This is a genomic window from Spirillospora sp. NPDC048823 (assembly GCF_043198445.1).
GTDB lineage: Bacteria > Actinomycetota > Actinomycetes > Streptosporangiales > Streptosporangiaceae > Spirillospora.
Genome location: NZ_JBICUT010000021.1, coordinates 26,559 through 50,140, shown reverse-complemented (window position 1 = coordinate 50,140; position 23,582 = coordinate 26,559). Strand labels below are relative to the sequence as shown.

21 protein-coding genes are annotated in these 23,582 nt (G+C 72.7%); 10 read left to right on the top strand and 11 right to left on the bottom strand.

The annotated features are described in order from the left end of the window. The first annotated feature begins 63 nt into the window (after window positions 1–63). From ACGFK0_RS34005 to ACGFK0_RS33995, 3 genes are read left to right on the top strand one after another with little or no spacing between them, the layout of a single operon-like run. On the top strand, window positions 64–429 hold the full coding sequence (locus tag ACGFK0_RS34005) for a VOC family protein (protein WP_392912511.1): 366 nt from the start codon (window positions 64–66) through the stop codon (window positions 427–429). 8 nt (window positions 430–437) lie between these two features. Further along, window positions 438–776, top strand: coding sequence for an ArsR/SmtB family transcription factor (locus tag ACGFK0_RS34000; protein WP_392912509.1), 339 nt, complete (start codon window positions 438–440; stop codon window positions 774–776). Then, window positions 773–1,291, top strand: coding sequence for an SRPBCC domain-containing protein (locus ACGFK0_RS33995; protein ID WP_392912507.1), 519 nt, complete (start codon window positions 773–775; stop codon window positions 1,289–1,291). Before ACGFK0_RS34000 ends, ACGFK0_RS33995 begins: the two co-directional genes overlap by 4 nt. Here the strand turns inward: ACGFK0_RS33995 and ACGFK0_RS33990 are convergent. Continuing rightward, window positions 1,248–3,137 carry an ABC transporter ATP-binding protein gene (locus ACGFK0_RS33990; RefSeq protein ID WP_392912505.1) on the bottom strand — a complete coding sequence of 630 codons (1,890 nt, stop codon included), beginning with the start codon at window positions 3,135–3,137 and terminating at the stop codon, window positions 1,248–1,250. The two genes, ACGFK0_RS33995 and ACGFK0_RS33990, sit on opposite strands and share 44 nt — an antisense overlap. Before the next feature lie 124 nt (window positions 3,138–3,261). Between ACGFK0_RS33990 and ACGFK0_RS33985 the strand changes: the two genes are divergently transcribed. After that, entirely contained in the window at window positions 3,262–4,419 is a 1,158-nt protein-coding gene (locus ACGFK0_RS33985) for an aminotransferase class V-fold PLP-dependent enzyme (RefSeq protein WP_392912503.1), read from the top strand. A 15-nt stretch (window positions 4,420–4,434) separates the two neighbouring features. Here the strand turns inward: ACGFK0_RS33985 and ACGFK0_RS33980 are convergent, their stop codons facing one another. Continuing rightward, entirely contained in the window at window positions 4,435–4,854 is a 420-nt protein-coding gene (locus tag ACGFK0_RS33980; RefSeq protein ID WP_392912501.1) for a CBS domain-containing protein, read from the bottom strand. Between the two features lie 1,061 nt (window positions 4,855–5,915). Between ACGFK0_RS33980 and ACGFK0_RS33975 the strand changes: the two genes are divergently transcribed. Then, on the top strand, window positions 5,916–7,070 hold the full coding sequence (locus ACGFK0_RS33975) for a D-alanyl-D-alanine carboxypeptidase family protein (RefSeq protein WP_392912499.1): 1,155 nt from the start codon (window positions 5,916–5,918) through the stop codon (window positions 7,068–7,070). Between the two features lie 39 nt (window positions 7,071–7,109). Here the strand turns inward: ACGFK0_RS33975 and ACGFK0_RS33970 are convergent, their stop codons facing one another. From ACGFK0_RS33970 to ACGFK0_RS33945, 6 genes are all read right to left on the bottom strand, one after another. Further along, window positions 7,110–8,546, bottom strand: a complete 1,437-nt coding sequence (locus ACGFK0_RS33970; protein WP_392912497.1) for a pyridoxal phosphate-dependent decarboxylase family protein — start codon at window positions 8,544–8,546, stop codon at window positions 7,110–7,112. Further along, window positions 8,536–9,915, bottom strand: a complete 1,380-nt coding sequence (locus tag ACGFK0_RS33965; protein WP_392912495.1) for an MFS transporter — start codon at window positions 9,913–9,915, stop codon at window positions 8,536–8,538. The genes ACGFK0_RS33970 and ACGFK0_RS33965 overlap by 11 nt, the downstream gene beginning before the upstream one ends. After that, a complete protein-coding gene (locus ACGFK0_RS33960) occupies window positions 9,915–10,523 on the bottom strand; it encodes a TetR/AcrR family transcriptional regulator (RefSeq protein WP_392912493.1) in 609 nt (202 codons plus the stop codon). Before ACGFK0_RS33960 ends, ACGFK0_RS33965 begins: the two co-directional genes overlap by 1 nt. 32 nt (window positions 10,524–10,555) lie before the next feature. Continuing rightward, window positions 10,556–11,794, bottom strand: coding sequence for a PucR family transcriptional regulator (locus ACGFK0_RS33955; protein ID WP_392912491.1), 1,239 nt, complete (start codon window positions 11,792–11,794; stop codon window positions 10,556–10,558). A 180-nt stretch (window positions 11,795–11,974) separates the two neighbouring features. After that, entirely contained in the window at window positions 11,975–12,604 is a 630-nt protein-coding gene (locus tag ACGFK0_RS33950) for a LysE family translocator (RefSeq protein WP_392912488.1), read from the bottom strand. Window positions 12,605–12,670: 66 nt separating this feature from the next. Beyond that, window positions 12,671–13,282, bottom strand: a complete 612-nt coding sequence (locus ACGFK0_RS33945; protein WP_392912486.1) for a TetR/AcrR family transcriptional regulator — start codon at window positions 13,280–13,282, stop codon at window positions 12,671–12,673. A 325-nt stretch (window positions 13,283–13,607) separates the two neighbouring features. Here ACGFK0_RS33945 and ACGFK0_RS33940 point away from each other — a divergent pair, with 325 nt between their 5' ends. From ACGFK0_RS33940 to ACGFK0_RS33930, 3 genes are all read left to right on the top strand, one after another. Next, window positions 13,608–17,132, top strand: a complete 3,525-nt coding sequence (locus ACGFK0_RS33940; RefSeq protein WP_392912484.1) for an indolepyruvate ferredoxin oxidoreductase family protein — start codon at window positions 13,608–13,610, stop codon at window positions 17,130–17,132. A gap of 85 nt (window positions 17,133–17,217) precedes the next feature. Further along, window positions 17,218–18,462, top strand: a complete 1,245-nt coding sequence (locus ACGFK0_RS33935; RefSeq protein WP_392912482.1) for a protein kinase — start codon at window positions 17,218–17,220, stop codon at window positions 18,460–18,462. Continuing rightward, on the top strand, window positions 18,459–19,061 hold the full coding sequence (locus tag ACGFK0_RS33930) for a hypothetical protein (RefSeq protein WP_392912480.1): 603 nt from the start codon (window positions 18,459–18,461) through the stop codon (window positions 19,059–19,061). The genes ACGFK0_RS33935 and ACGFK0_RS33930 overlap by 4 nt, the downstream gene beginning before the upstream one ends. A gap of 61 nt (window positions 19,062–19,122) precedes the next feature. Here ACGFK0_RS33930 and ACGFK0_RS33925 read toward each other — a convergent pair whose 3' ends face one another. Together ACGFK0_RS33925 and ACGFK0_RS33920 are read right to left on the bottom strand one after the other, a co-directional pair. Next, complete coding sequence (locus tag ACGFK0_RS33925; protein WP_392912478.1) at window positions 19,123–19,938, bottom strand: glutamate ABC transporter substrate-binding protein; 816 nt, start codon at window positions 19,936–19,938, stop codon at window positions 19,123–19,125. Window positions 19,939–20,124: 186 nt separating this feature from the next. Next, window positions 20,125–20,823 (bottom strand): helix-turn-helix transcriptional regulator, encoded by a 699-nt coding sequence (locus ACGFK0_RS33920; RefSeq protein WP_392912476.1) that lies wholly within the window; start codon window positions 20,821–20,823, stop codon window positions 20,125–20,127. 134 nt (window positions 20,824–20,957) lie between these two features. On the opposite strand from ACGFK0_RS33920, the gene ACGFK0_RS33915 reads away from it, so the two are divergent. Both ACGFK0_RS33915 and ACGFK0_RS33910 read left to right on the top strand, forming a co-directional pair. After that, entirely contained in the window at window positions 20,958–21,497 is a 540-nt protein-coding gene (locus tag ACGFK0_RS33915; protein ID WP_392912474.1) for a DUF2231 domain-containing protein, read from the top strand. 30 nt (window positions 21,498–21,527) lie between these two features. Then, the gene (locus tag ACGFK0_RS33910; RefSeq protein WP_392912472.1) at window positions 21,528–21,962 is read left to right on the top strand and encodes a hypothetical protein; all 435 of its coding nucleotides are present in this window, start codon (window positions 21,528–21,530) and stop codon (window positions 21,960–21,962) included. Between the two features lie 154 nt (window positions 21,963–22,116). Here the strand turns inward: ACGFK0_RS33910 and ACGFK0_RS33905 are convergent, their stop codons facing one another. Continuing rightward, window positions 22,117–23,544 carry an MFS transporter gene (locus tag ACGFK0_RS33905; protein ID WP_392912470.1) on the bottom strand — a complete coding sequence of 476 codons (1,428 nt, stop codon included), beginning with the start codon at window positions 23,542–23,544 and terminating at the stop codon, window positions 22,117–22,119. Window positions 23,545–23,582: the final 38 nt, after the last annotated feature.

Sequence of the window (23,582 nt, the reverse complement as noted above, 5' to 3'; positions counted from 1 at the left end):
ATGTACGCGTAAGGAATTTCCTACACTTGACATGTAGGAGAAATCCTACATATCGTCGTGAGCATGAACATCACACATGTGCGGATGCTGACCGTGCCGGTCTCCGACCAGGACGCCGCCAAGACCTTCTACGCGGACACACTCGGGTTCGAGGTCGTCTCGGACCAGTCCACGGGGCCGGTCCGCTGGCTTCAGCTCGCCCCCAAGGGCGCGGAGACGAACGTCGTCCTGGCGAACCACATGCCCGGCATGGCGCCGGGCGGGGTCCACGGGCTGATGCTGGAGACGTCCGACCTCGACGCCGACTGCGAACGGCTGCGGCGCGCCGGGGTGGACGTCGACGGGCCGCAGGATCTGCCGTGGGGACGCCAGGCCGCGTTCACCGACCCCGACGGCAACGGCATCGTCCTGGCCGAGGCCGAGGGCTGAGGGCCGAGGTGGCGAGGACCGGAGAGGCGAAGGCCGACATGGACGTCTTCGCGGCGCTGGCGAGCCCCGTCCGCCGGGAGCTCACCGCACTGCTGCTGGACGGGCCGCAGCCCGTGAACGACCTGGCATCCCATTTCGCGATGAGCCGCCCGAGCGTCTCCGAGCACCTGAAGGTGTTGCGGGACGCCGGGCTGGTCAGCGAGCGGCGCAGCGGCCGGCAGCGCATCTACCGGCTGGAGGCGGGCCCGCTGCGCGACCTGTCGGAGTGGCTCGGCCCCTACGAGCGGTTCTGGCGGGAGAGGCTGTCCGACCTGCGCGAACTGCTGGACGAGGAGGACGACCTGTGACGCCGGTCATGGAGAACCCGGGGAGCGGCATGAGCGACGAACGCGCGGCGATCGAGGTGGACGAGTTCCTGCCGCATCCGCCCGCCAAGGTGTGGCGGGCGCTCACCGAGCCGGACCTGCTGGCCCGCTGGCTCATGCCGAACGACTTCGAACCCGTGGCCGGGCACCGCTTCACGTTCGCGACGAGACCGATCGCCGGCATCGGCTTCGACGGGACGATCGCGTGCCGGGTCCTCGACATCGACGAGGAGCGGCTGCTGCGCATCAGCTGGGGCGGCGGCGGGCTCGACACGACCGTGACCTGGCGGCTCGTCCCCGAGGGGCGCGGTACCCGGTTGTTCATCGAGCACGCCGGGTTCGATCTGGACGACCCCGTGCACGCCTTCGCGTTCCGCGGCATGGGCAGCGGCTGGCGCACCCACGTCATGCGCTCCCTCCTGACCGCGCTCGACGGACTCCGGCCGCGACCGGTCAGCCGACGGGCTCCAGGGGCGGCGGGCCGGACTGGTCGCTGAACTGGGTGCGGTAAAGGTCGGCGTAGCGGCCGCCGGCGGCCAGCAGTTCCTCGTGGGTTCCGCGTTCGGCGATGCGGCCCTCCTCCACGACGAGGATCAGGTCGGCGGCCCGGATGGTGCTGAGGCGGTGGGCGATGACGACGGCGGTGCGGCCGTCGAGGGCCTCCGCCAGGGCCTCCTGGACGGCGGCCTCGGAGGTCGAGTCGAGGTGGGCGGTGGCCTCGTCCAGGATGACGACGCGCTGCCGGGCCAGGAGGAGGCGGGCGATGGTGAGGCGCTGGCGTTCGCCGCCGGACAGCCGGTAGCCCCGTTCGCCGACGATGGTGTCGAGCCCGTCCGGGAGGCCCTGGATGAGGGTTTCGAGGCGGGCGCGGCGCAGGACGTCCCACAGGTCGTCCTCGGTGGCCTCGGGACGGGCGAGGAGGAGGTTCTCGCGGATGGACTCGTGGAACAGGTGCCCGTCCTGCGTGACCATGCCGAGCGTGTCGCGGATGCCCTGGAAGGACAGGTCGCGGACGTCGACGCCGCCGAGGCGGACCGTGCCGGAGTCGACGTCGTAGAGGCGCGGCAGGAGCTGCGCGATCGTCGACTTCCCGGCGCCGGACGAGCCGACCAGCGCGACCGTCTGGCCGGGTTCGGCGCGGAACGACACGTCGTGCAGGACCTCGACGCCGCCGCGGGTGTCGAGGGTGGCGACCTCTTCGAGGGAGGCCAGGGACACCTTGTCGGCGGACGGGTAGGCGAAGTGGACGCCGTCGAACTCGACGGCGACGGGGCCGTCCGGGACGGTGCCGGGCTCGGCCTTCTCGGCGACGAGCGGCTTCAGGTCGAGGACCTCGAAGACGCGCTCGAAGCTGACCAGGGCGCTCATCACCTCGACCCGCGCGCTGGCGAGGGCGGTCAGCGGCGCGTAGAGGCGGGTGAGCAGGAGGGCCAGGGCGACGACCGCGCCGGCGTCGAGGCTGCCGCGCAGGGAGAAGTAGCCGCCGAGGCCGTAGACGAGCGCGAGGGCCAGCGCGGACACCATGGTGAGGGCCGTGATGAAGACGTGCTGCACCATCGCGGTGCGGACGCCGATGTCGCGGACGCGGCGGGCGCGGGCGGCGAACTCGGCGGACTCGCGGGCGGGGCGGCCGAACAGCTTCACCAGCGTCGCGCCGGGTGCGGAGAAACGCTCGGTCATCTGCGTGCTCATCGCGGCGTCGTGTGCGGCGGCCTCGCGTTCGAGGCGCGCCAGGCGGGTGCCCATGCGGCGTGCCGGGAGGACGAAGACGGGGAGCAGGACCAGCGCGAGCAGCGTGATCTCCCACGAGATGCGGACCATCACGGCGAAGGTCAGCAGAACCGTCACCAGGTTGCTGACCACGCCGGAAAGGGTGTCGCTGAAGGCGCGCTGCGCCCCGATCACGTCGTTGTTGAGGCGGCTGACCAGGGCGCCGGTGCGGGTCCGGGTGAAGAACGCCACCGGCATGCGCTGGACGTGGTCGAAGACGGCGGTGCGCAGGTCGAGGATCAGCCCTTCGCCGATGCGGGCCGACAGCCACCGGTTCGCGAGGCCGAGGCCGCCCTCGGCGAGCGCGAGGAACGCGATCAGGATCGCGAGATTGACGACGGTGGACGTCGGGGAGTGCTCGACGATCGCGTCGACGACCTGGCCGGCCAGCACGGGGGTCGCGACGGCGAGGACCGCCATCACCACGCTGAGCAGGAGGAACAGCGCCAGCCGCCGGCGGTGCGGGCGCGCGAACCGGCCGATGCGGCGCAGCGTCGCCTTCGAGAAGGGCCTGCTGTCGCGCGCGTTCATCGCGTGGTGCAGCGACATCCACGCGGTGACTTCCATGTCCATGACGAACCCCGTTGATCGTTAGCCTGGAGGAGCAAGCATGCGACCTCAACGACGGTTGAGGTCAAATCGCCACCCGTGACCAGGGTCGCGCAGGGGTACGACATTTTCGAGGGAAGGGCGGCACGTGGACATCGGCAAGCTCCGGACCGACACCCCCGGCTGCGCAAGAGTGGCCCACCTCAACAACGCCGGCGCCGCGCTGCCGCCGCGTCCCGTGATCGACGCGGTGGCGGAGCACTTCACGCTGGAGAACACGATCGGCGGATACGAGGCGGCGGAACTGAACGCACCGGCCGTCGAACGCTTCTACGACGCGGTGGCAAGGCTGATCGGCGCGCGCGCGGACGAGATCGCCTACGTGGAGAACGCCACCCGGGCCTGGGACATGGCGTTCTACGCGATCCCCTTCGCCGAAGGCGACCGCATCCTCACCACGACGAGCGAGTACTCCAGCAACACCATCGCCTACCAGCAGGTGGCGGCGGCCAAAGGCGTGAGCGTGGAGGTCGTCCCGGACGAGGCCGACGGGACCCTCTCACTGGACGCGCTGGAAGCCGCACTGGCCGAGGGCGACGTCCGGCTGGTGTCGCTCAACCACATCCCCACGCACAACGGGCTCGTCAACCCGGCCGCCGACGTCGGGCGGCTGTGCCGGGAGCACGGCGTCCTGTACCTGCTGGACGCGTGCCAGTCGGTCGGCCAGCTCACCGTGGACGTCGGCGAGATCGGCTGCGACATGCTGTCGGCGACCGGCCGCAAGTTCCTGCGCGGCCCGCGCGGGACCGGGTTCCTGTACGTGCGGCGGCAGATCGTCCCGACCCTCGAACCCCCGTTTCTCGACCTGCACGCCGCCGCCTGGCAGGCCCCCGACGCCTTCGAGATGCGGGAGGACGCACGGCGCTTCGAAACATGGGAACGGTACGTGGCCGGGCAGATCGGGCTGGGCGTCGCCGCCGACTACGCGGCCGATCTGGGGATCACGGAGATCGAGGAGCACGTGACCGGGCTCGCGTCCGTGCTGCGCCGGAAACTGGCCGCCCGGCCTGCGACGACGGTCCTCGACAAGGGCGAACGGCCGTCCGGCATCGTCACGTTCACCGTGGACGGCCACGACCCCACCGCCATCAAAGCGGCCGCAAGGGATCGCGGTGTCAACGTCAGCGTCGCGATCCCCCGCGCACACGGATACGACCCGGACACCGTTCCGGCCGCCGTGCGGGCCTCCGTGCATTACTACAACACCGAAGACGAACTGGACCTGCTTCTGTCCGTCCTCCCCTGACCGGGGCGGGCGGGCTCAGGCGTTCGGGCGGGCGGAGCTGATGTCGGCGAGCGCCGATACCTCGTCCCTCTCCATCGCCAGGTCGCCGATCGACACGATGCCGACCGGGCGGCCGTCCTCGATGACCGGGAGCCTCCGCACCGCCCGCTCCCGCATGACCTGCGCGGCCTTGTCCAGCGGGTCGTCCGGCCCGACGGTCGCGGTCGCGGTGCTCGCGATGCCGCCGATGTTCAGCTGCGTCGGGTCACCGCCGGCGGCGAGCCCGCGAATCACCAGGTCGCGGTCGGTGACGAGCCCCAGGAGTTCGTCGCCGTCGGCCACCAGCACGGCACCGATGTCCTCATCGCGCATCGCTCGGGCCACGGTCACGATGTCGAGTTCCGGAGACACCGACGTCGGCGAACCGGTCATGATTTCGCGGATCTTCGTTGCCATACAACGCTCACTCCTTGAGCCTCGTGGGTCGTCGCCGGGGGCCCGGGATGACTCGGCCCTACCCGGCAGGGACGGGCTCACTCATCGCTCACTCCCGGAACGGCGCGAACAGCCGCTCGGCGGCCGCACGGTCCCACGCGAGCCGGTCACCACGGCGAGGAACTTCTCGAACCGCGCGGGATTCGTCCGCCGCTGCTCCTTGACCTCTCAAGCGAACCTTCTCGCTAAACTGCGCATCCTTCAATAAGCACGGGGTTTGCCGGGGAGACCGCTCCGTCTGCCGGAGGGGACCAGTCGAGAAGGGTCGGGCCATGGACGACGCCAAGGGGGAACCGGTGACGTCCGGCTCCGAGGACGAGCGCGAACCCGCGCGTACCGCCACCGCGGAGTTCCGCCTGCCCGCGAAGGTCTCCTTGACCAGACCGGACATCCCCATCCGCCGCTCCGCCAAGCCGAAGGGCGACTCGTCCGGGGGATCCGCCTCTCCCCCGACGGGCCCATGGTACGTCAAGCTCCCGAAGCCCCCCGAGGACAGCGTCGCAGAGGACGCCGCCGAGCCCGGCGCGCCCAATCCCGACGCGGCCGATCCCGGCACGGCCGAGCCTGACGCCGCCGAGGACACCGCGGCCGGCGCCCCGCCCGCCGCCGAGGACGAATCACCACAAGCCGCCTCCCCGTCCAAGGCCCCGCCCAAGAAGGACGCGCCTCCGTCCGGTGGGACCGGCCCTACACGGGTTGAGCGCCTACCGGTCCTCTCCTCCCACGCCCCGCCACCACAAGCCCCACCACCCCAGACCGCGACTCCGCAAGCCTCACCACGTCAATCCGCACCACGTCAATCCTCACCGCCGCAGCCCGCGTCTCCGCAGCCCGCGTCTCCGCAGGCCGGGGCTTTGCAGGCTGTGCCGCAGGAGCAGGCTCCGGTCGTCCGGTCTTCGGGTCAATGGACCGTGCCGTGGGACGGGGCGGCTCCTCTCGCTCCCCCGGCTCCGCCTGCGGCGCCGGCCGCGGAGGAGACGGGGGCCAAGCGGGGGCGGCGGGGGCTCATCATCCTCGTGGCCGTGTTGGTGCTGGTCGCCGGGGTCGTCACGGGGCAGCTCGTCCGGCCGGTCCCCGACCCGGCCGTTGATCTGGCCATCACCTCCAGTCACGCGTTCCCGGGGCAGGCCCCGGCGCTGCCGTGGCCGTCCGGAGGGCAGTCGGTCGTCCACGTGGACGGGCTCGGGACGATGGGCTCGTCAGGGGGGTCGGCGCCGACGCCCACCGCGAGCGTCGCCAAGGTGATGACGGCGTACGTGTATCTGCGCGAACACCCGCTGAAGCCGGGTGAGGCGGGGCCGGTGATGACGGTGTCGCCGCAGGCGGCGGCGCAGATCCCGATGCGCAAGCAGCGCGGGGAGTCGATCCTCGGGGTGACCGCGAACCAGAGGCTGACACAGCGCAAGGCCCTGGAGGCCCTGCTGGTCATCTCGGCGAACGACGTGGCGCATGAGCTGGCGCGGTGGGACGCGGGAAGCGACCAGGCGTTCGCGGCGAAGATGAACGCCGCCGCGCAGTCGCTGGGTATGACCGGCACCCGCTACACCGATCCGAGCGGCTACGACTCCACTACGGTGAGCACGGCCGCGGACCAGGTGAAGCTGCTGCGGGCGGCGATGCGGATCCCGGCCTTCGCGGAGATCGTGAGCAAGCCAGCATATGTTCCGGACGACGGCGGAGCGACGCGGCAGGGCGGCAACTACCTGCTGGGTCAGTACGGCGTCATCGGCGGGAAGACGGGGTACACGGACGCGGCGGGCGGGAACTTCGTGTTCGCGGCGCGCAAGGACGTCCAGGGCGTGAGCACCGTGATCGTGGGCGCGGTGATGGGGCAGCAGTCCCCGTCGGCGGCGGGCGCCGTCGACGCGGCGCAGCAACTCGTCATCGCGGCCGAGAACGCGCTGGTCGCGGCGACCCTCGCGCCGAAGGGCGCGAAGGTCGCACACGTCGACGACGGGCTCGGCGGCATGACGCCGCTGCGCGCCGCGTCCCCGGTGACCGTCGTCGGCTGGCCCGGGCTGACCGTGCCGGTCGGCGTCGAGGGCGATCCCCCGCGCCAGGCGGGCACCGGTGAGCGGGTCGGCACCCTGACGGCGGGCGCGGCGAAGGTTCCGCTGGAGCCGGCGCGGACACTGGACGAGCCGTCGATCATCGAGCGGCTGATCCGCCTCGGCTGAACCGCCCGTGCCGGGAGTGGGCGTCAGGCGTATGGGACGTCAGGCGTAGAGGACGGACAGGAAGCGGATCAGCAGGGCCTCGCGGGTGGCGGGCGGCAGGGCGTCCAGGATGGCGTTGACCACGGCCATCTCGGGTTGGGCGGTCGCGGGTTCGCCGCCGGCCAGGTCCACGCCGACGGACGCGAGGAGCCCTGCGAAACCGGCGTCGTCGATGCTGTCGAGGTCGAGGCCGGCGAGGGCGTCGACCAGGTCGGACGGGACGTCGGGCGGTCCGGCGGCGCGGGCGGCCTTGGTGGCGTCGGCGAGGGCCGCCAGCAGCGGTTCGATGTCGCTGACGCCGGTCAGCGTGAAGTGCAGGTTCGGCGGGATGTCCTGGTAGGACAGCTGCGGCTGGAAGAACCAGCCGCGTGACCGGGCCTCGTCGGCGATGACGAACACGTCGAGGCCGGGGTCGGAGGACGCGACGGCGACGAGCGGGGCGACGGGCTCGCCGAGGACGCGCAGGCCGGGGATCTCGGCGACGCCGGCGATGAGGCGTTCGGCCGCCTTCATCGCGTTCTCCGCGAGTTCGCGGTAGCCCTGGGCGCCGATGGCGTTGAGGGTCGCCCACGCGGCGCCGAGCGGCCCGGCGCTCTTGCTGCTCTGGACGGTCGCGTTGATGATCGTGTAGCCGGGCCATTCGGCGGCGGCGAAGTAGGCGCGGCGGCGGAGCGACTCGTCCGCGAACAGGACGACGGAGGCGCCCTTCGGGGAGTAGCCGTATTTGTGCAGGTCGCAGGAGAGGGACGTCACGCCGGGCACGGACAGGTCGAACGGCGCGACGTCGCGTCCCCCGTCCCGCAGCCAGGGCAGGACCCAGCCGCCGACGCACGCGTCCACGTGGCAGGGGACGCCGGCGGACGCGGCGATCGACGCGATCTCCGGGATCGGGTCCATGACGCCGTGCGGGTACGAGGGGGCCGAGGCAACGACGAGGACGGCCCGCGGGGTGAGGGCGGCGGCCGTCGCGGCGGGGTCGGCGCGGAACGACGCGTCGACGGGGACGTGCACGACCTCCATGCCCAGGTAGTGCGCGGCCTTGTGGAACGCGGGGTGCCCCGTCGTGGGCAGCACGATCTGGGGTTTCCCGTCGACCGGGCGGGCGTCCCGGGCCGCCTTGACCGCCAGCATGATCGACTCGGTCCCGCCGCTGGTGAAAACGCCGGAGCCGCCGCCGAGCTTGTCCGCGACGACGGCGACGATCTGGCGTTCGAGGGCGACGATGCTGGGGAACGCGGTGGGGTCGAGGCAGTTGACCTCCAGCATCTCCAGGTAGGCGGTGGCGGCGAGGTCGTGCACGGCCTCGCGTCCGGTGTCGTAGACGTAGGCGGTGACCTGGCCGCCGCGCACGGGAAGGTCGGCGTCCCGCAGCCGGGCGAGTTCGGTGAGCAGTTCCCCGGCCGGGCGGCCGTTCTCGGGCAGGTGGTCAGACGGCATGGCGTTGCGGTTCCTCAATGCTTGTGTGGGCGGCGGCCAGCCGGCGGTACGCCAGCAGCAGGGGGATGCTCAGCAGCAGGAGCAGGGCCGGGACGAGCGTGAAACCGGCGGTCAGGCCGGTCAGCGCCGACCCCGGCTGGACGACGGGGGTGTCGAAGACATTCTGGGGGGACGACCCCCCGGCGACAGCATCACGATCGGACGAGTTGAACGACGAGACGGCGAGGATCAGCGCGAAGACGCCGGGGCCGAGGGCCAGCGCGCCGGTTTCGGCGGCCGTCCAGAGGCCGGTGAAGGCGCCGGACTGCGCGTGCCCCGTCCGCCCCGCGTCGGCGTGGACGGTTTCGGGCAGCAGCGCGAGCGGGAGCAGCTGGACGGCCGCGTAGCAGACGCCGATCAGGGCGCTGAGCGCGAGGACGCCGCCCACCGAGGTGATCACCGGGTACAGCGCGGCGGCCGCCCCCGCGAACAGCAGCAGCCCCGCCAGATAGCAGCCGACCTCCCCGTACCTGCGCGACAGCCGGTGCCACATCGGGACGGCGAACGCGCTCGGGCCGACCATGCAGACGAACATCGCGGAGGTGAGCCCGTAGTCGTCCAGCCGGTAGGTCGCCACGTACGGCGCGCCGGCCAGCATGATCGCGACGGCGAGGGTGCTGGTGACGTAGGCGCCGAGCAGCATGAAGAACGGGCGGTTCCCGCGGGCGGTGCGCAGCGCGGCGACGAGCCCCAGCGGGCGGGGCCCGGGGCGGGACGGGATCCAGCGGTTCGCCAGCGTGCTCGCGATCATCGCGGCGCCCATGGCGAGCCCGACCACGGCCCCCATCAGCGCGTACCCGGCGCGTCCGCCTCCGCCCGCGTCCGCGAGGGCCGGGGCGAGCCCGCCGGCGACCAGGATGCCGAGGGTGAGGCAGACGACGCGCCAGGCCATCGCGCGGCCCCGCTCGGACGGCTGCGCGGAGATCTCGGCGGGCAGCGCCACGTAGGGCACCTGGAAGCAGGCGAAGGCGCTCGCGGCCAGCAGGAACATGATCCCGGCCCACGCGGCGGCGAACCCCGCGGATTCGACCGGCACGGCGAACATCGCGGCGAACAGCAGCGGCAGCGTCACGGCGCCGAGCAGCAGCAGGCGGGTGCGGCGGCCGGTCCGGACGGCCTCGCGGTCGCTGGCGGCGCCGACGATCGGGTTGAGCAGGACGTCCCACGCCTTGGGCACCACGAGGACGACGCCGGCGAGCGCGGCGGACACGCCGAGCACGTCGGTCAGGTAGAACAGGAGCAGCAGGCCGGGGACGGCGGAGAAGACGCCGGTGCCGACGGAGCCGATGCCGTAGCCGAGGAGGCGGCGCCGGGGCAGCGCAGTGGTCATCAGGCGTCCGGGCCGGTGGGCAGCCCGATCGCGTTGGAGACGAGGCGGCGGAGGTGGGCGCGGAACCGCGCCACTTCGCGGGGATCGTCCAGGCCGCGGCGGTGCCCGTCGGCGTCCATGACGCCGCCGGTACCGAATCCGTGGGTGCACCAGACGACCGTCCAGATGACGTACTCGACGTCGACGTCGTCGGGCACGACCTTGCGGGCGGCTGCGCCGACCAGGTCGAACTGCGGCCTGACGAACTGCGCCTCAAGGTCGATGAGGTCCCTGGCGTCCGACAGCCAGCGGTGCATCCACAGGGCGGGGATCTCCGGGTTCTCCACGCAGAAGTCGATGTAGCGGTCGAGGAGCTGCAGAATCCCGTCGGGCTCGGAGCCGATCTGCGCGATCGCGTCCTCCAGTGCCGCGCGTTCGGCCTGGTGGGCACGTTCCACGACGGCGAGGTACAGGTCCCGTTTCCCGCCGACGTGGTAGGCGACGGTGGCGACGTTGAGCCCGGCCGCCTCGGCGATCATGCGGGTGGAGGTGCCGTCGTAGCCGAGCGCGGCGAACAGCCGGGTGGCCGCGTCGAGGATGCGTTCCGGGGCTGCGTCGCTGCTGGTCATACGGCCAAGCTAGGCGGTGGCCCGCCCCCCGGTCAATCGATTGATTGAGACTGCTCGGGTGCGGTGAGCCAGACGGTCAGCGCCATCTCCATCTCCAGCCGCGTCTCCGGCGCGTGCAGCCGCCCTCCGAACAGCTCCTCCAGCTGGTGCAGCCGGTACCGGACGGTCTGCGGGTGGACGTGCAGGCGGTGCGCGACCTCCGTGGCGTTGAACCCGTTCTGCAGGCAGGCCAGCAGCGTGCGCATCAGCCGCTCGCGATGCCGCGGCCGGACCACCTTCAGCGGCGCGAGCCGCAGTTCGGCGACGGTCCGCACCAGTTCCTCGTCCTGGAACATGATGAGCACCGGCATGTGGTCGGCGCAGCGGATGAGCCCGTCGGACGGCAGAACGCCGCGGCGCGCGAGCGGCAGCGCCTCCCGTGCCCAGCGCAGCGACTTGGCCGCGTCCTCGACGCGGACGGTGGGGCCCATCGCGGCGACCCAGTCGCGCAGCGCCGGATCCAGCATCCGGCCGCGTCCCGGCCCCTCCGGATCGGGGATGATCAGGCACGGTTCGCGGCGGTTGAGGTCGGCGAGCACGTCGGGCGGCAGCGACGGGTACGAGAAGGGCTGCTGCCTCCGCTCGTACAGGACGACCGCCGCGACCGTCCGGGGGACGCGCCACTGCGCGAGGCGCGCCAGGTCGGCGATGGCCTGCGTGGCGGCGGGCGGTTCGGCGAGCAGCAGGTCCAGGAGCCGGCGGCGGCGGTGCTCCAGCTCGCCGGCCTCCTGCTCGCGCGCCTTGGTGTAGCCGTCGGTGGCGGCGCGGGCGATCTCGTCCAGGAACGCGAAGATGGCTTCGGCGATGCTGGCGAGCGTGCGGCGGGAGATGTTGTAGTGCTCCGACTCGGCGGCGAGCCGGCGCCAGGCGACGCGGGCGCCGAGCCGCAAGGACGTCTGCAGGATGTCGAGGTTGCGGCCTTCGCGGGCCTCGGCCCAGCCGATCTCCCGGTAGACGGCGGCGACCGGCTCCCACGAGCTCTCCGGGTCCATGATGAGGTCGACGAACTGGCGCAGCGCGCCCTCGACGGCGAGGCGCACGAGCCGCGCGTACTCCTCGTCCTGCGGGCGGGAGTACTCGGGGATCCCGGCGAGGATCTCCCCGATCATCTCCTCGGCGAGGGCGTCCAGATGGGGCCGGAACAGGTCGGACAGCTCACTCGGAACACCGGCCCATGGCTTGAGTGGCGAGCGCTCCCCAAGCGTCGAGCGCTCCCCAAGCGTCGTGGTCACCGTCGGCACCTCCCCCGCCCCCTCGGTGTGCGGGGCTCTCCGGAAGCTACCGATGACGGATCGGGCGGGGCTGCACCCCCGTGTGAACAATGCTTGGGGATGCTTGTCACCTGGGTGACAATTCGTCCGCGACCCCCGCCGGGAACGCCGGGCGGCGGGAACGCCGGACGCCGCGGGAGGTCAGGCGCGGCGGGTGCCGGGCGCGGCGAACACGGCGACGGCGCCGAGGCCGAGGTAGACCAGGCCCGTCGCGTACCGCTGCCGCCGCCGGAAGACCGGACGGGCGCGCAGCCATGTCCCGATGGAGCCGGCGGCGAGGGCGTATCCGATGTCGCTGACCAGGCCGATCAGCGCGGTCGCGACGCCCATCACCAGGATCTGCAGCGGGACCGCGCCCGCGCCCTGGTCGACGAACTGGGGCAGGAACGCCAGGAAGAACAGCACGACCTTCGGGTTGAGGATGTTCACGAACATGCCGTCGAAGTAGACGCGGTGCAGCGGCTGCGGCACGGGTTCCGGCTCACCGATGTCGTCGCGGCTGCGCAGCGTCCGGTAGGCGAGGTAGACGAGGTAGGCGGCGCCCGCGTAGCGCAGGAGGCCGAATGCGGTCGCGGACGCGGCGACGACGGCCGACAGCCCGGCCGTCGCGGCGGCGACGTGGACCAGCGTGCCGGTCTCGACGCCGAGCGCGGACGCGATGCCGGCCCGGCGTCCCTCGCCGATGCTGCGCGTGGTGATGTACAGGTGGTTGGGGCCGGGGATGGCGACAAGCGTCAGCGCGGCCAGCAGGAACAGCAGCGGATTCGTCACAGGAGCACGCTAGGGAACGTGGTGGTCCATGCGACAGGTCCAATCAGGCCCACGGAAAGTGGACCATCAGGGGGCGGTGGCCGCGGCGAGCGCACCGGCCAGCACCAGGCGGCCGGCCGTGCGGACCATCGTGGCGACCTCCTCGGCCGGCCGGCGCAGCGACGCCAGGCTGATCAGCGCGGAGAGCAGGATGTGGCCGAGGACGACCTCGACGTCGTCCCGCTCGGGCACCGGGTCGCCGATCGCCGTCGAGAGCCGGTCCCGCAGGAACAGGAACAGGATGGTGCGGGGGTCGTCGACGCTGGAGTCGTCCGAGGTCACCGCCTGGATGATGGCCGAGGTCAGCGTCGGCTCCTCCGCCGCCACGTACACGATGCGCTCCAGCATCGCGGTGAGCCGCTCCAGCGGGGTGCCGCCGACCGCGAGCGCGTCGACGTCGTCCATGACCCGGTGCGCCCAGGCCGCCGCGACCTCGGTGAGCAGGTGGTCCTTGGTGGCGAAGTACCGGTAGACGGTCGCGCGGGCGACGCCGGCGCGGTCCGCGACGTCGTGCATGGTGACGGCCGCGTAGCCGCCTTCGAGCGCGAGCCCGCGCGCCGAGTCGATCAGCCGTTCCCGCCGCGCCTGCTGATCCTTGCTCAGCGTCCGCGTGACGGTGAACCGCATGTCGCCGCTCAAGACGTCCTGCCTTTCCGCGTCCCCCGCTGTGCCGTGGCCATTTTCCATTCTCCCGTACATCCGCCTCGAACGCGTACATCAGGGGCCTTTCGCCCTTCCGGGCCCTCGCCCTTCCGGGCAACTTCCCCTTGCCGACCCCCATGACCCTCACGCCTCGCTAGCGGACGGCCGCGGGCGGCCGGTCGCGGTGCTGGCACAACGCTCAGCTCCGGCGGGCAACACGGCTCACCCTTGAGCAATCCGCTCAACTACGGTCACAGCATCTTGCACGACGCTCACCGATGGCGGCTCAATGAGTCCGATCGACGGTGAGAGGGGCCAGACCATGACCGGACGCACACGGGCACCGCGGTCCGCACTTCGTGACCGGCTCGAACTGGAGCGGGGCCGGATCGCGATCGGCGGGGTGCACGCGCTCGTCCGGCTGCTGCTCGACCAGCGGCGCGCGGACGCGCGGCGCGGCTGGACGACGGCCGGGTTCGTGTCCGGGTACCGGGGATCGCCGCTCGGCGGCCTCGACCAGCAGCTCATGCGGGACGCGAAGCTGCTGGAGGGCCACGACATCCGGTTCGTGCCCGGCGTGAACGAGGAACTGGCGGCGACGGCGGTCTACGGGTCCCAGCTCGTGGAGCACCTGCCGGGGCCGCGGTACCAGGGGGTGTTCGGCCTCTGGTACGGCAAGGCGCCCGGCGTCGACCGTTCGCTGGACGCGTTCAAGCACGCGAACTGGCTCGGCACGTCCGAGCGCGGCGGGGTGCTGGCGGTGGTGGGCGACGACCCGTCCGCCAAGTCGTCCACGCTGCCGTCGGCGACGGAGGGCGCGCTCGCGGAGGCGTTCATGCCGGTGCTGGTCCCGGCGTCGGTCGGGGACGTGCTGCGGCTGGGCCGGCACGGATTCGAGATGTCCCGGTTCAGCGGCGCCTGGACCGGCTTCAAGGTCGTCACCGATGTCGCGGACTCGCACGAGGTCGTGGACGCCGCCCAGGTACCCGATCCGGTGCTGCCGGAGTTCGCGTGGCGGGGCCGCCCGTGGAAGCCGACGCGCAGGCCGGGCGTCGACCTGCAGGACACGACGTCCCTGGAGACCGAGGTCCTGCAAGGCCGGCTGCAGGCCGCGACGGCATACTCCGCGGCGAACGGCCTCGACCGGATCGAGGGCGCCGCCGGCGACGCGTCCATCGGGCTGGTCGCCGCCGGGCGCACCTACCTTGAGCTGCGCGAGGCGCTCGACCGGCTCGGCCTGGACGACGCGGCCCTCGCCCGGCGGGGCGTGCGGCTGCTGCGGCTCGCCATGATCTATCCGCTGGACGGCGGCCGGCTGCGGGAGTTCGCGCGCGGGCTCCGCGAGATCGTCGTGGTCGAGGAGAAGCGCGCGTTCATCGAGACGCAGATCCGGGACGTCCTGTACGACCAGGCGGAACGTCCCCGGGTGTACGGCAAGAACGGGCCGGACGGCACCGGTCTCGTCCCGCCCGACGGGGGCCTGGACGCAGACCGCATCACCAGGGCCCTGGCCCGGCTCCTCGCCGACCGCGTCGGCGAGGAGCACCTGGACCTGCGCGACCCGGTGCTGCGTCCCCGCAAGCCCCGGATCGACCTGCTCGCCCCCGCCCGCACCCCCTACTTCTGCTCGGGCTGCCCGCACAACCGGTCGACGGTCGTCCCGGACGGGTCGGTCGCCGCGAGCGGCATCGGCTGCCACGTCATGACCGTGTTCACCGACCGCAGCATCGGCACGACCCAGATGGGCGGCGAGGGTGCGATGTGGGTCGGGGCGGCCCCGTTCAGCGACACCGCCCACATGTTCCAGAACCTCGGCGACGGGACGTTCTTCCACTCGGGGAGCCTCGCCGTCCGGCAGGCCGTCGCCGCCGGGACGAACATCACCTTCAAGCTCCTCTACAACGCGGCCGTCGCGATGACGGGCGGGCAGGCCGCCGACGGCGGCTCCGACCCGGCCGCGATCACCCGGATGCTGCACGCCGAGGGCGTCGCGGAGATCGTCGTGGTGGCGGACGATCCGTCCCGCTACCCGCGCGGGACGGACTGGGCGCCCGGCGTCCGGGTCCGCCACCGCGACGACCTCGACACCGTCCAGCGCGAGCTGCGCGAGGTGCCCGGCGTGACCGTGCTGCTGTACGACCAGGCGTGCGCGGCGGAGACGCGGCGCAAACGCAAGCGCGGGCTCCTCCCGGACCCCGAGAAGCGGGTGCTGATCAACGAGGCGGTCTGCGAAGGCTGCGGCGACTGCGGCGTGAAGTCGAACTGCCTGAGCGTGGAGCCGGTCGAGACGGAGTTCGGGCGCAAGACGCAGATCAACCAGACGTCCTGCAACAAGGACTACTCGTGCGTGGACGGCGACTGCCCGTCGTTCGTCACGGTGATCCCGGGCGGGCGGAAGGCGGCCGGCCCGTCGCTGCCGGAGATCGGTGCGCCGGCCGAGCCCGCCGCGCGGCCCGTGTCCGCGGACGTCCTGCTCGTCGGCATCGGCGGCACGGGAGTCGTGACCGTCAACCAGGTCCTCGCCACCGCCGCGCTGATCGACGGGCGGTACGCCCGCGCGCTCGACCAGACCGGGCTGAGCCAGAAGGCCGGCGCGGTCGTGTCGCACCTGCGGATCGGGGACGCCACCCGGGACCGTCCGGGCATGGTCGGCGCGGGCGGCGCCGACGCCTACCTCGTGTTCGACTCGCTGGCGGGCACGTCGGAGACGAACCTGCGCCGCTGCGCGCCGGGCCGCACCGCCGCGATCGTGTCGACCAGCGAGGTCCCGACCGGCCGGATGATCACGGATACGGCGGCGTCGCTGCCGCCCGGCGCCGCGCTCGTCCGGCAGATCGCCGACCGGACCGATGCCGGGCGCCTCGTCGCGTTCGACGCCCTGGCGCTGGCCGAACGCTGGTTCGGGAGCACGACCACGGCCAACTTCGTCGTGGTCGGCGCCGCGTACCAGTCGGGGCTGCTGCCGCTGTCGGCGGACGCGATCGAGGAGGCGCTGGCGCTGAACGGCGTGCAGGTGGAGGCGAACGTGCAGGCGTTCCGCGCGGGACGCCGCCTCGTCCTCGAACCGGGCTGGGCGGACGCGGCCGAGCCGGCCGCGCCGGCCGCGTCGCCGGCCTCGCCGGACAGGCCGCTGGACAGGACCGCGCGGGACGCGATGCGCCTCGTCGAGGGGTCGGGCGCGGACGGCGAGCTGGCCCGCGTCCTGCGGATCCGCGTCCCCGACCTGGCCGCGTACCAGAACCTCGCACTGGCCAGGCGGTACCTGGACACCGTCCTGGGCGTCGCCGCCGCCGAACACGCGGCGGGCGCCGCCGGGCAGCGGCTCGCGGTCGCCGTCGCACGCAACCTCTACAAGCTGACGGCGTACAAGGACGAGTACGAGGTGGCCCGCCTGCACCTCGACCCCGGCCTCACCCGGCGCGTCGAGGAGCAGTTCGGGCCGGGCTCCACCGTCCGGTACATGCTGCATCCGCCGATGCTGCGGGCGATGGGGCTCGACAAGAAGATCGCGCTCGGCCGGACGGCCCGCCCGGCGTTCCGCGTCCTGCGCGCGATGCGGCGGCTGCGCGGCACCCCGCTCGACCCGTTCGGCCCGGCGGCGCAGCGCCGCGCCGAACGCCGGCTGATCACCGGCTACCTGGCCGTCGTGCGGGAGCTGGCGGCCGGGCTGACCGCCGGGCCGGACGGCGCCGGGGAGCGGCTCGACGCCGCCGTCCGGATCGCGGAGCTGCCGGACATGATCCGCGGATACGAGGACGTCAAGACCGCGAACATCGCCCTCTACGAAGAGCGTCTGCGCGAGCTGCTGGCCGAGTGGCGTGCCGAGCGCTCCCCGGCCGGAGTCTGATCGAACCCCCGTCACCGGACGGCGCGTACCACCGGGCAAGCCAGGGACCACACCTGGCCAGGATGTGCGACGAGGGTTGGTTCGCGTGGAATCGGGCTTGCGGCTGACGGAACGCTACCGGCTGGTGGAGCGCCTCGACCACGGCGGTGCGATGGAGGTCTGGCGGGCGTGGGACGAGCTGCTCGGCCGTCCCGTCGCGGTGAAGCTGCCGGCGGTCGCGCACACCGATCTGCACCGCATGTTCCAGAAGGGCGTCAACCGCGCCGCCGGTCTCTCGCACGCCGCCCTGGAGACCGTCTTCGACAGCGACCAGACCCGCGACGCGTCCGGACGCCTCGTCTCGTACGTCGTCACCGAGTTCCTGGACGGCGAGCCCCTCGCGGAGCGGCTGCGCCTCGGCCCGCTCACCGCGTCCGAGACCATCGAGATCTGCGCCCAGGTCGCGGCGGCGCTGGAGGCCGCGCACGCGGCCGGCGTCACGCACTGCGACCTCGGACCCGGCAAGATCATGCTCGTCTGCGGCGAGGTGAAGGTCGCCGACACCGGCATCGGCGGGATCGTCCGCGGCGCCCGCGGCTCGCCCGGTCGCGGGAAGGCCGCCGACCCCGGCCGGGCCGCGGCCGACGAGACGAGGGCGGTCGACGTCCGCGCGCTCGGCGCCGTCATCTCCGCCTGCCTCCCCGCCGGGACGTCCGGGGAACTCGCCTCGCTCGCCGCGCGCTGCGCGGGCGCGACCGCCGGGTACGGCCCGACCGCGACGGAGATCGCCGACATCCTCGCCCGCGACGACGAGCCGCCGAACGCGGTGTTCACGACGGTGCGGAGCCAGGCGCCGTCCCGCGACCACCGCACCAGGGCGTTGCGTCCGCCCCCGCGCCCGCCCGCGCGCCCGCGCCGCCGGGGGGCGCGGCTGGCGGCGCTCGCCCTCGTGGTCGCCATCCCCGTCACGGGCGCCGCCGCGATCCTCGTCTCCGCGCCGCGCACCCCGGTCACCGTCCCGCCGCCGCCCGCGAGAGCGGACCGGACGGCGGCGCCGGCGCCCGAGCGCGGCCGCCGCGCGGCCGAGACCGGCGTGGCCGACGCGCTCGGACGGCTGCGCCCGATCGTGAGCCGCGGCTACACCTCGGGGGAGATCCGCTCCGACGTCGCCATCGACCTCAACAACGTGATCACCAACCTGGAGAACGATCTCACCGCCGACCGGGACGTCGACGTCGACCGGCGGATCGACCTGCTCCAGGCCAAGATCGTCACGCGCCGGCGGGAACGCGGCCTGTCCCCGGATCTCGCCGACGAACTGAACCGCATCCTGGCAACGATCCAGACATGACGGACGAACAAGACACCGGCGAGTGGCGGAGCGAAGAACTCCGCCCGGAGCAGCTCCGCCCGGAGCAGCTCCGTCCGGAACCACGCCGCCCGGAACGCGGATTCCACCTGCCATGGCTCGCGCTGATCGGCGTCGCCGCCACGATCGTCGCCGCGACCACCCTCGTCATCGGGATCGGCGACTCGCTGGGAGACGACCGCCCGGCCGGCCGCCTGCTCCCCCTCCAGGCGGCCTCGCCCCCGCCCTCGTCGGCGCCCCCGTCCGCGTCCCCGTCCGCGTCCCCGTCACCGGCGGATCCCGACCCTGAGGACTCCCCCGCCCAGACCCGCGAACCCGGCTCCCGCATCCACGAAGCGCTGCTCAGGCTCCGCTTCTCCGTGGACGAGGCGGTCGAGGAAGGCGACGTCCGCGACGACGTGGGCATCGACCTCGCCAACGTGATCGAGCGGATCCTCGACCGCCCCTGGTCCCCGCCCGAACGCCGCCGCGCCGACGTGGCCTACCTGCACCACAAGATCGACACCCGCACGCGGGAGGGCGGGATCTCCGGCCACCGCGCCGACGAGTTCCACTTGATCCTGGACCACGCCACGAACTAAGACCGCCCCCTGCGCGGCGCCCCGCCCCGACCCGGCCCGGACCCGGCTTGGTCCGGCCCGGTCAGACGCAGCCGTCGAACTGGGGGATCTCGATGATCGACAGGTCGAGGCCGGGGGTGCCGCCGAACCATTTGTCCATCAGCCTGGCGGCCGTCCCGTCCTGGTACATCTGGGTGATGGCACGGTTCAGCGCCTCGCACCCGTCGGGGTCGCCCTTGCGCAGCCCGATCCCGGTGTTCTGCTCGCTGATCCGGGCGTTCACCAGCCGGAACCCGTCGCCCGCACGCCGGATCAGCCCCGCCAGGATCACGTCGTTCGTGGTGATCGCGTCCACCGTGCCCGACTTGATCTTGGCCATGCACTCGTCGTAGTCCTTGGCGGGGACGAGCTTCGCGGTCATCCCGTGGATCGCGAGGAGCCGCCTGGTGGGGTCCGCGCCCTCCACGGCGCAGAACCTGCGTCCCTTCAGTTCCCGGACGCCGTCGATCCCGCGCTCGTCCGAGCGCACCAGCACGTCCTGGAAGGACATGTAGTACGGCCCCGCGAAGGCGATCTGCGTCTTGCGCTCCGGCGTGACCGACAGCGTGGCGAGCACCAGGTCGGCGCGTCCGGAGGTCAGCAGCGGTATCCGCTCCGCCGCCAGCGCCTGGACGAACCGCGCCTTCTTCCCGAGCCGGTCGGCCACATAGTTCGCCACGTCGATGTCGAACCCCTCGAACCGCCCGTCCGGCTGCCGGAGCCCGAGCCCCGGCAGGTCCGGGCGGACGCCGACCACCAGCGTCGACTTGTCGAGGATCGACTCCCGCTCACCCTGCCCGCACGCCCCGAGCAGCCCACCCGCCAGGACGACCGCCGCCAGCACCCGCGCTAAAGCCACGCCGAACCTCCAGAGCGTTCTCATCCCGGCGCGCGGGGCTGAGGTCCCGTCTCCAACGAGGCAACCTTAGAGCGCGGGCGCCCTGGCCGGACAGTGCGGCGGCGATCACTCCCAGGACGAGGATCCCCGCGATGACGGCCGCCGTCATCGCCAGGCACGGCCGCTATCGCCGGAGGCGCCGGCGGCTCATTGCGCGCGGGGCCCGAACTCGACGCAGCAGTAGCCGGAGTGCGGGGCGAGCGTCGCCTCGATGGACGACGCGCCGAGGCCGTCCACCATGCCGGCGAGGAAGGCGTGGTTGACGCCGCACACCAGGGCGGGATCGTCGCCCGCCATCGGGTGGAACGGGCAGTTGCGCAGCCGCAGGCGCGTGGGCGCCTCCCGGTCGGGTTCGAACCCGTGGCGTTCGAGGATCTCCGCCGCGCAGGTCAGCGCCCGCTCGGTACCGAGCCGGCCGCCCCGGACGGGACGGCTCTCCGCGGCCCCGAGGGCGCGGCCGCGTTCCGCTGCGGCCCGCAGCGCGGCGGCCTCCCCGCTCTCCCCCGCCTCCTGGCCCCGGACCGCGTCCAGCAGAATGCTCGCGAGCAGGCCGTGCTCGCGCGGCGGGATGCTGACCCGCACGTCGACGCCGGACGGCTCGTACACCTTGGGCGCCCGCCCGACCCGCCGGACCCCCGCCGGGCTGGCGTAGTGGGCGCGCAGCAGCCCCGCGTCGACGAGCTTGTCCAGGTGGAACGCGGCCAGCTTCCGGGAGATCCCGACGCTGGCGGCCGCCTCGTCCCGCGTCACGGGCGCCTTGGCCGAGCGGATGAACGCGTACATGCCGCGCCGCAGGTCGTCGCTCAGGATCGCAGCGGCCTCCAGCGCGGAGGAGTCTGAGGTCACCGGATCAGCCTAGCGCGCGATCACCATAACACCTAGAAATTTGGTCAAAACCGGGCGACGCACTGGATTGAACCGGGGCCATTGACGTATGTCTGCTATAACACCAATACATGTTGGTGAAATAGGAGGTCGTCATGGACGATCCGCAACACCGCGCCAAGCGGCCGGTGAGCACGCTCGCCGGGAGCTACGGCCACCCACTGCATCCGATCTTCGTGACGGTGCCGGTCGGGGCCTGGGTGGGCAGCCTCGTGTTCGACGTCGCGTCGCACCTGGTCGACGACCCGGCGTCCGCGGCCCAGGGCTCGCTGTGGCTCATCGGCCTGGGAATCGCCGGCGCGCTGGCCGCCGCCTCGGCCGGGTTCCTGGACCTGCTCGCCATCCAGCCCGGCACGCGGGCCTTCCGCACGGCGCTCGTCCACATGTCGCTGAACCTCGCCGTGACGTTCGCCTACGTGGCCGCGTTCGGCTGGCGCATGGGCGACGACACCGTCTCACCCGCCCAGATCGCGCTCTCGGCCGTGTCCTTCGCGGTACTGGGCGTGGCCGGGTTCCTCGGCGGGAAGCTCGCCTACCGCTACGGCGTACGCGTCGCCGACGAGAACACCCAGGCCGAGGGCTTCGCCGTGGACGAGCAGCCCCCGGCGAGCAGTCACGAAACCGAGCAGTCCTGAACACGGATCAGTCCTGAACACGGAGGAATCATGAGCGTCGCCGCACTCGTCACCTGGCTCGTCACCGCGCTGGGCGGCTTCTACATGCTGGGCACCTGGATCGCCCGCGGCGGGGCGAGGTCGGACGGCTCGTCCCGCCTTCCCGTCCCGGTGATCTTCGGACACTTCCTGCTGGCCGCCGCGGGCCTGGTCGTGTGGGTGATCTACCTGTTCGCCGACACCGCGGCCCTGGCCTGGACCGCCTTCGTCATTCTGCTGCCGGTCGCGCTGCTCGGCTTCGTCATGTTCGCCCGCTGGCTCGCCGTGACCCGCGCGCCCGCCGTCCGCACCGCCGCGGGCGCACCGGGCGCGGCGGCGGCCGACGTCCCGGCCGAGCGCGGCTTCCCCATCCCGGTCGTCCTCGGCCACGGTCTCCTCGCGGTCGTCACGCTGGTGCTCGTCCTCCTCACCGCCTTCCAGGCATAGCCGCCCGGCGGCCCGGCAGGAGATCGCCGCGTCGCCCTTGGCCGCGGGTTCTGCAGGTGCCCGAGGCCAAGGGCGACGCGATCAAACGGGACTTCCGGACGAACCGGACCTTGCGGTCCGGGTCAAGGCTTCGTCCGCAGCCCGGGTTCCCTGGTTATGAAGTACCGGCGACCACTTCCGTTTCTGTGTCGGGGACGGTGGGCGAGGACGGCTGCGGGCTGCGCGGGGTCATGCCAAGGGCGGCGATCGCGGCGATCACCATGAACCCGCCGACCATCAGCCAGGCGTTCACGAAGGCGTTGTGGGCGTCGGCGTAGCCGGCCGGGGTGCCGAGGACGGCGACGGCGAGGCTGACGCCGAGGACGGTGCCGATCTGCCGGCTCATGTTCACCACGGCGCTGCCGGTGGCGTAGCGGTGGGAGGGCAGGTCGACGGCGGCGGCCGAGAGGATCGTGGGCAGGGCGAGGCCGACGCCCGTGCCGCCGATGAGCCAGCCCGGCAGCAGCTCGGTGGTGTAGGCCGGTGCCGGGCCGAGGCTCATCGCGATCAGGACGACGCCGAACGCGCAGAGCATGCACCCGACGGCGGTGATCAGACCGACGGGGACCCGCGCGGCGGCCATCTTGCCGGCGACGATCGCCATGACCGGGACCATCAGCGGGCCGGGCGCGACGGCGAGCCCGGTCTTGATGGCCGAGTAGTCCCAGACCTGCTGCATCCACAGGACGCCGAGCAGGAGGTTGGCGGCGAACGCGACGCTGAACAGCAGGACCGTCGCGTTCGACCAGGAGAAGGTGCGCACGGCCAGCAGCGACGGCTCGATGACCGGGGCGGGGTGGCGCAGGGAGCGCAGCCAGAACCAGGCGAGGGCGAGGAGGGCGCCGCCCACCACGACGGTGGTCTGCTCGCCCGGCCACTCGTTGACCTTCACGAGGCCGAGGGCGAGGGCGGCGATCGCGAGGGTGAGGACCGTGGTGCCCGGCAGGTCGGGGATGCGGGCCGTGGCGCCCTCACGGGAGTCGGGGACGTACCGGAGCGCGAGGAGCGTCACGGCGATCCCGATCGGGATGTTGACCTCGAACACCCAGCGCCAGGACAGGTCGACGAGGACGCCGCCGACCGCCGGGCCGGCCGCGGCGGCGAGCGCGGCGGAGGCGGACCAGATCCGCACCGCGCCGCCCCGGCGGGCCGCCGGGTAAACCGACAGCAGCAGCCCGAGGCTGGTGGGGATGAGCGCGGCGGCGCCGGCGGCCTGCAGGACGCGGAAGCCGACGAGCGACCAGAGGTCCGGCGCCATCGCGCAGGCCTGGGAGGCGACGGTGAAGACGACGAGGCCGGCGATGAGGGTCGGCTTGCGGCCGTAGCGGTCGGCGAGCCGGCCGAGCGGGACGAGCAGCGCCGCGAAGACGATCGCGTAGGCGTTGAGGACCCAGGACAGGTCGGCCATGGGATGACCGGCGAAGTCGTGTCCGATGTCGGTGAACGCGACGTTGACGATGAACAGGTCGAGGCCCGCCATGAAGGAGGCGACGGAGAGCACCGCGAGCACCGGCCGTGGGCGTACCTGACTTTGTTCTCCCATAGTCAGGGAGGCTAGCGAGCAGGCTGACTTTGGTCAAG

Coding starts and splice junctions, on each gene's coding strand:
- ACGFK0_RS34005 (WP_392912511.1), top strand. CDS start 64: ATGAACATCACACATGTGCGGATGCTGACCGTGCCGGTCTCCGACCAG.
- ACGFK0_RS33990 (WP_392912505.1), bottom strand. CDS start 3,137: ATGGACATGGAAGTCACCGCGTGGATGTCGCTGCACCACGCGATGAAC.
- ACGFK0_RS33980 (WP_392912501.1), bottom strand. CDS start 4,854: ATGGCAACGAAGATCCGCGAAATCATGACCGGTTCGCCGACGTCGGTG.
- ACGFK0_RS33970 (WP_392912497.1), bottom strand. CDS start 8,546: ATGCCGTCTGACCACCTGCCCGAGAACGGCCGCCCGGCCGGGGAACTG.
- ACGFK0_RS33965 (WP_392912495.1), bottom strand. CDS start 9,915: ATGACCACTGCGCTGCCCCGGCGCCGCCTCCTCGGCTACGGCATCGGC.
- ACGFK0_RS33960 (WP_392912493.1), bottom strand. CDS start 10,523: ATGACCAGCAGCGACGCAGCCCCGGAACGCATCCTCGACGCGGCCACC.
- ACGFK0_RS33940 (WP_392912484.1), top strand. CDS start 13,608: ATGACCGGACGCACACGGGCACCGCGGTCCGCACTTCGTGACCGGCTC.
- ACGFK0_RS33930 (WP_392912480.1), top strand. CDS start 18,459: ATGACGGACGAACAAGACACCGGCGAGTGGCGGAGCGAAGAACTCCGC.
- ACGFK0_RS33915 (WP_392912474.1), top strand. CDS start 20,958: ATGGACGATCCGCAACACCGCGCCAAGCGGCCGGTGAGCACGCTCGCC.
- ACGFK0_RS33910 (WP_392912472.1), top strand. CDS start 21,528: ATGAGCGTCGCCGCACTCGTCACCTGGCTCGTCACCGCGCTGGGCGGC.
- ACGFK0_RS33905 (WP_392912470.1), bottom strand. CDS start 23,544: ATGGGAGAACAAAGTCAGGTACGCCCACGGCCGGTGCTCGCGGTGCTC.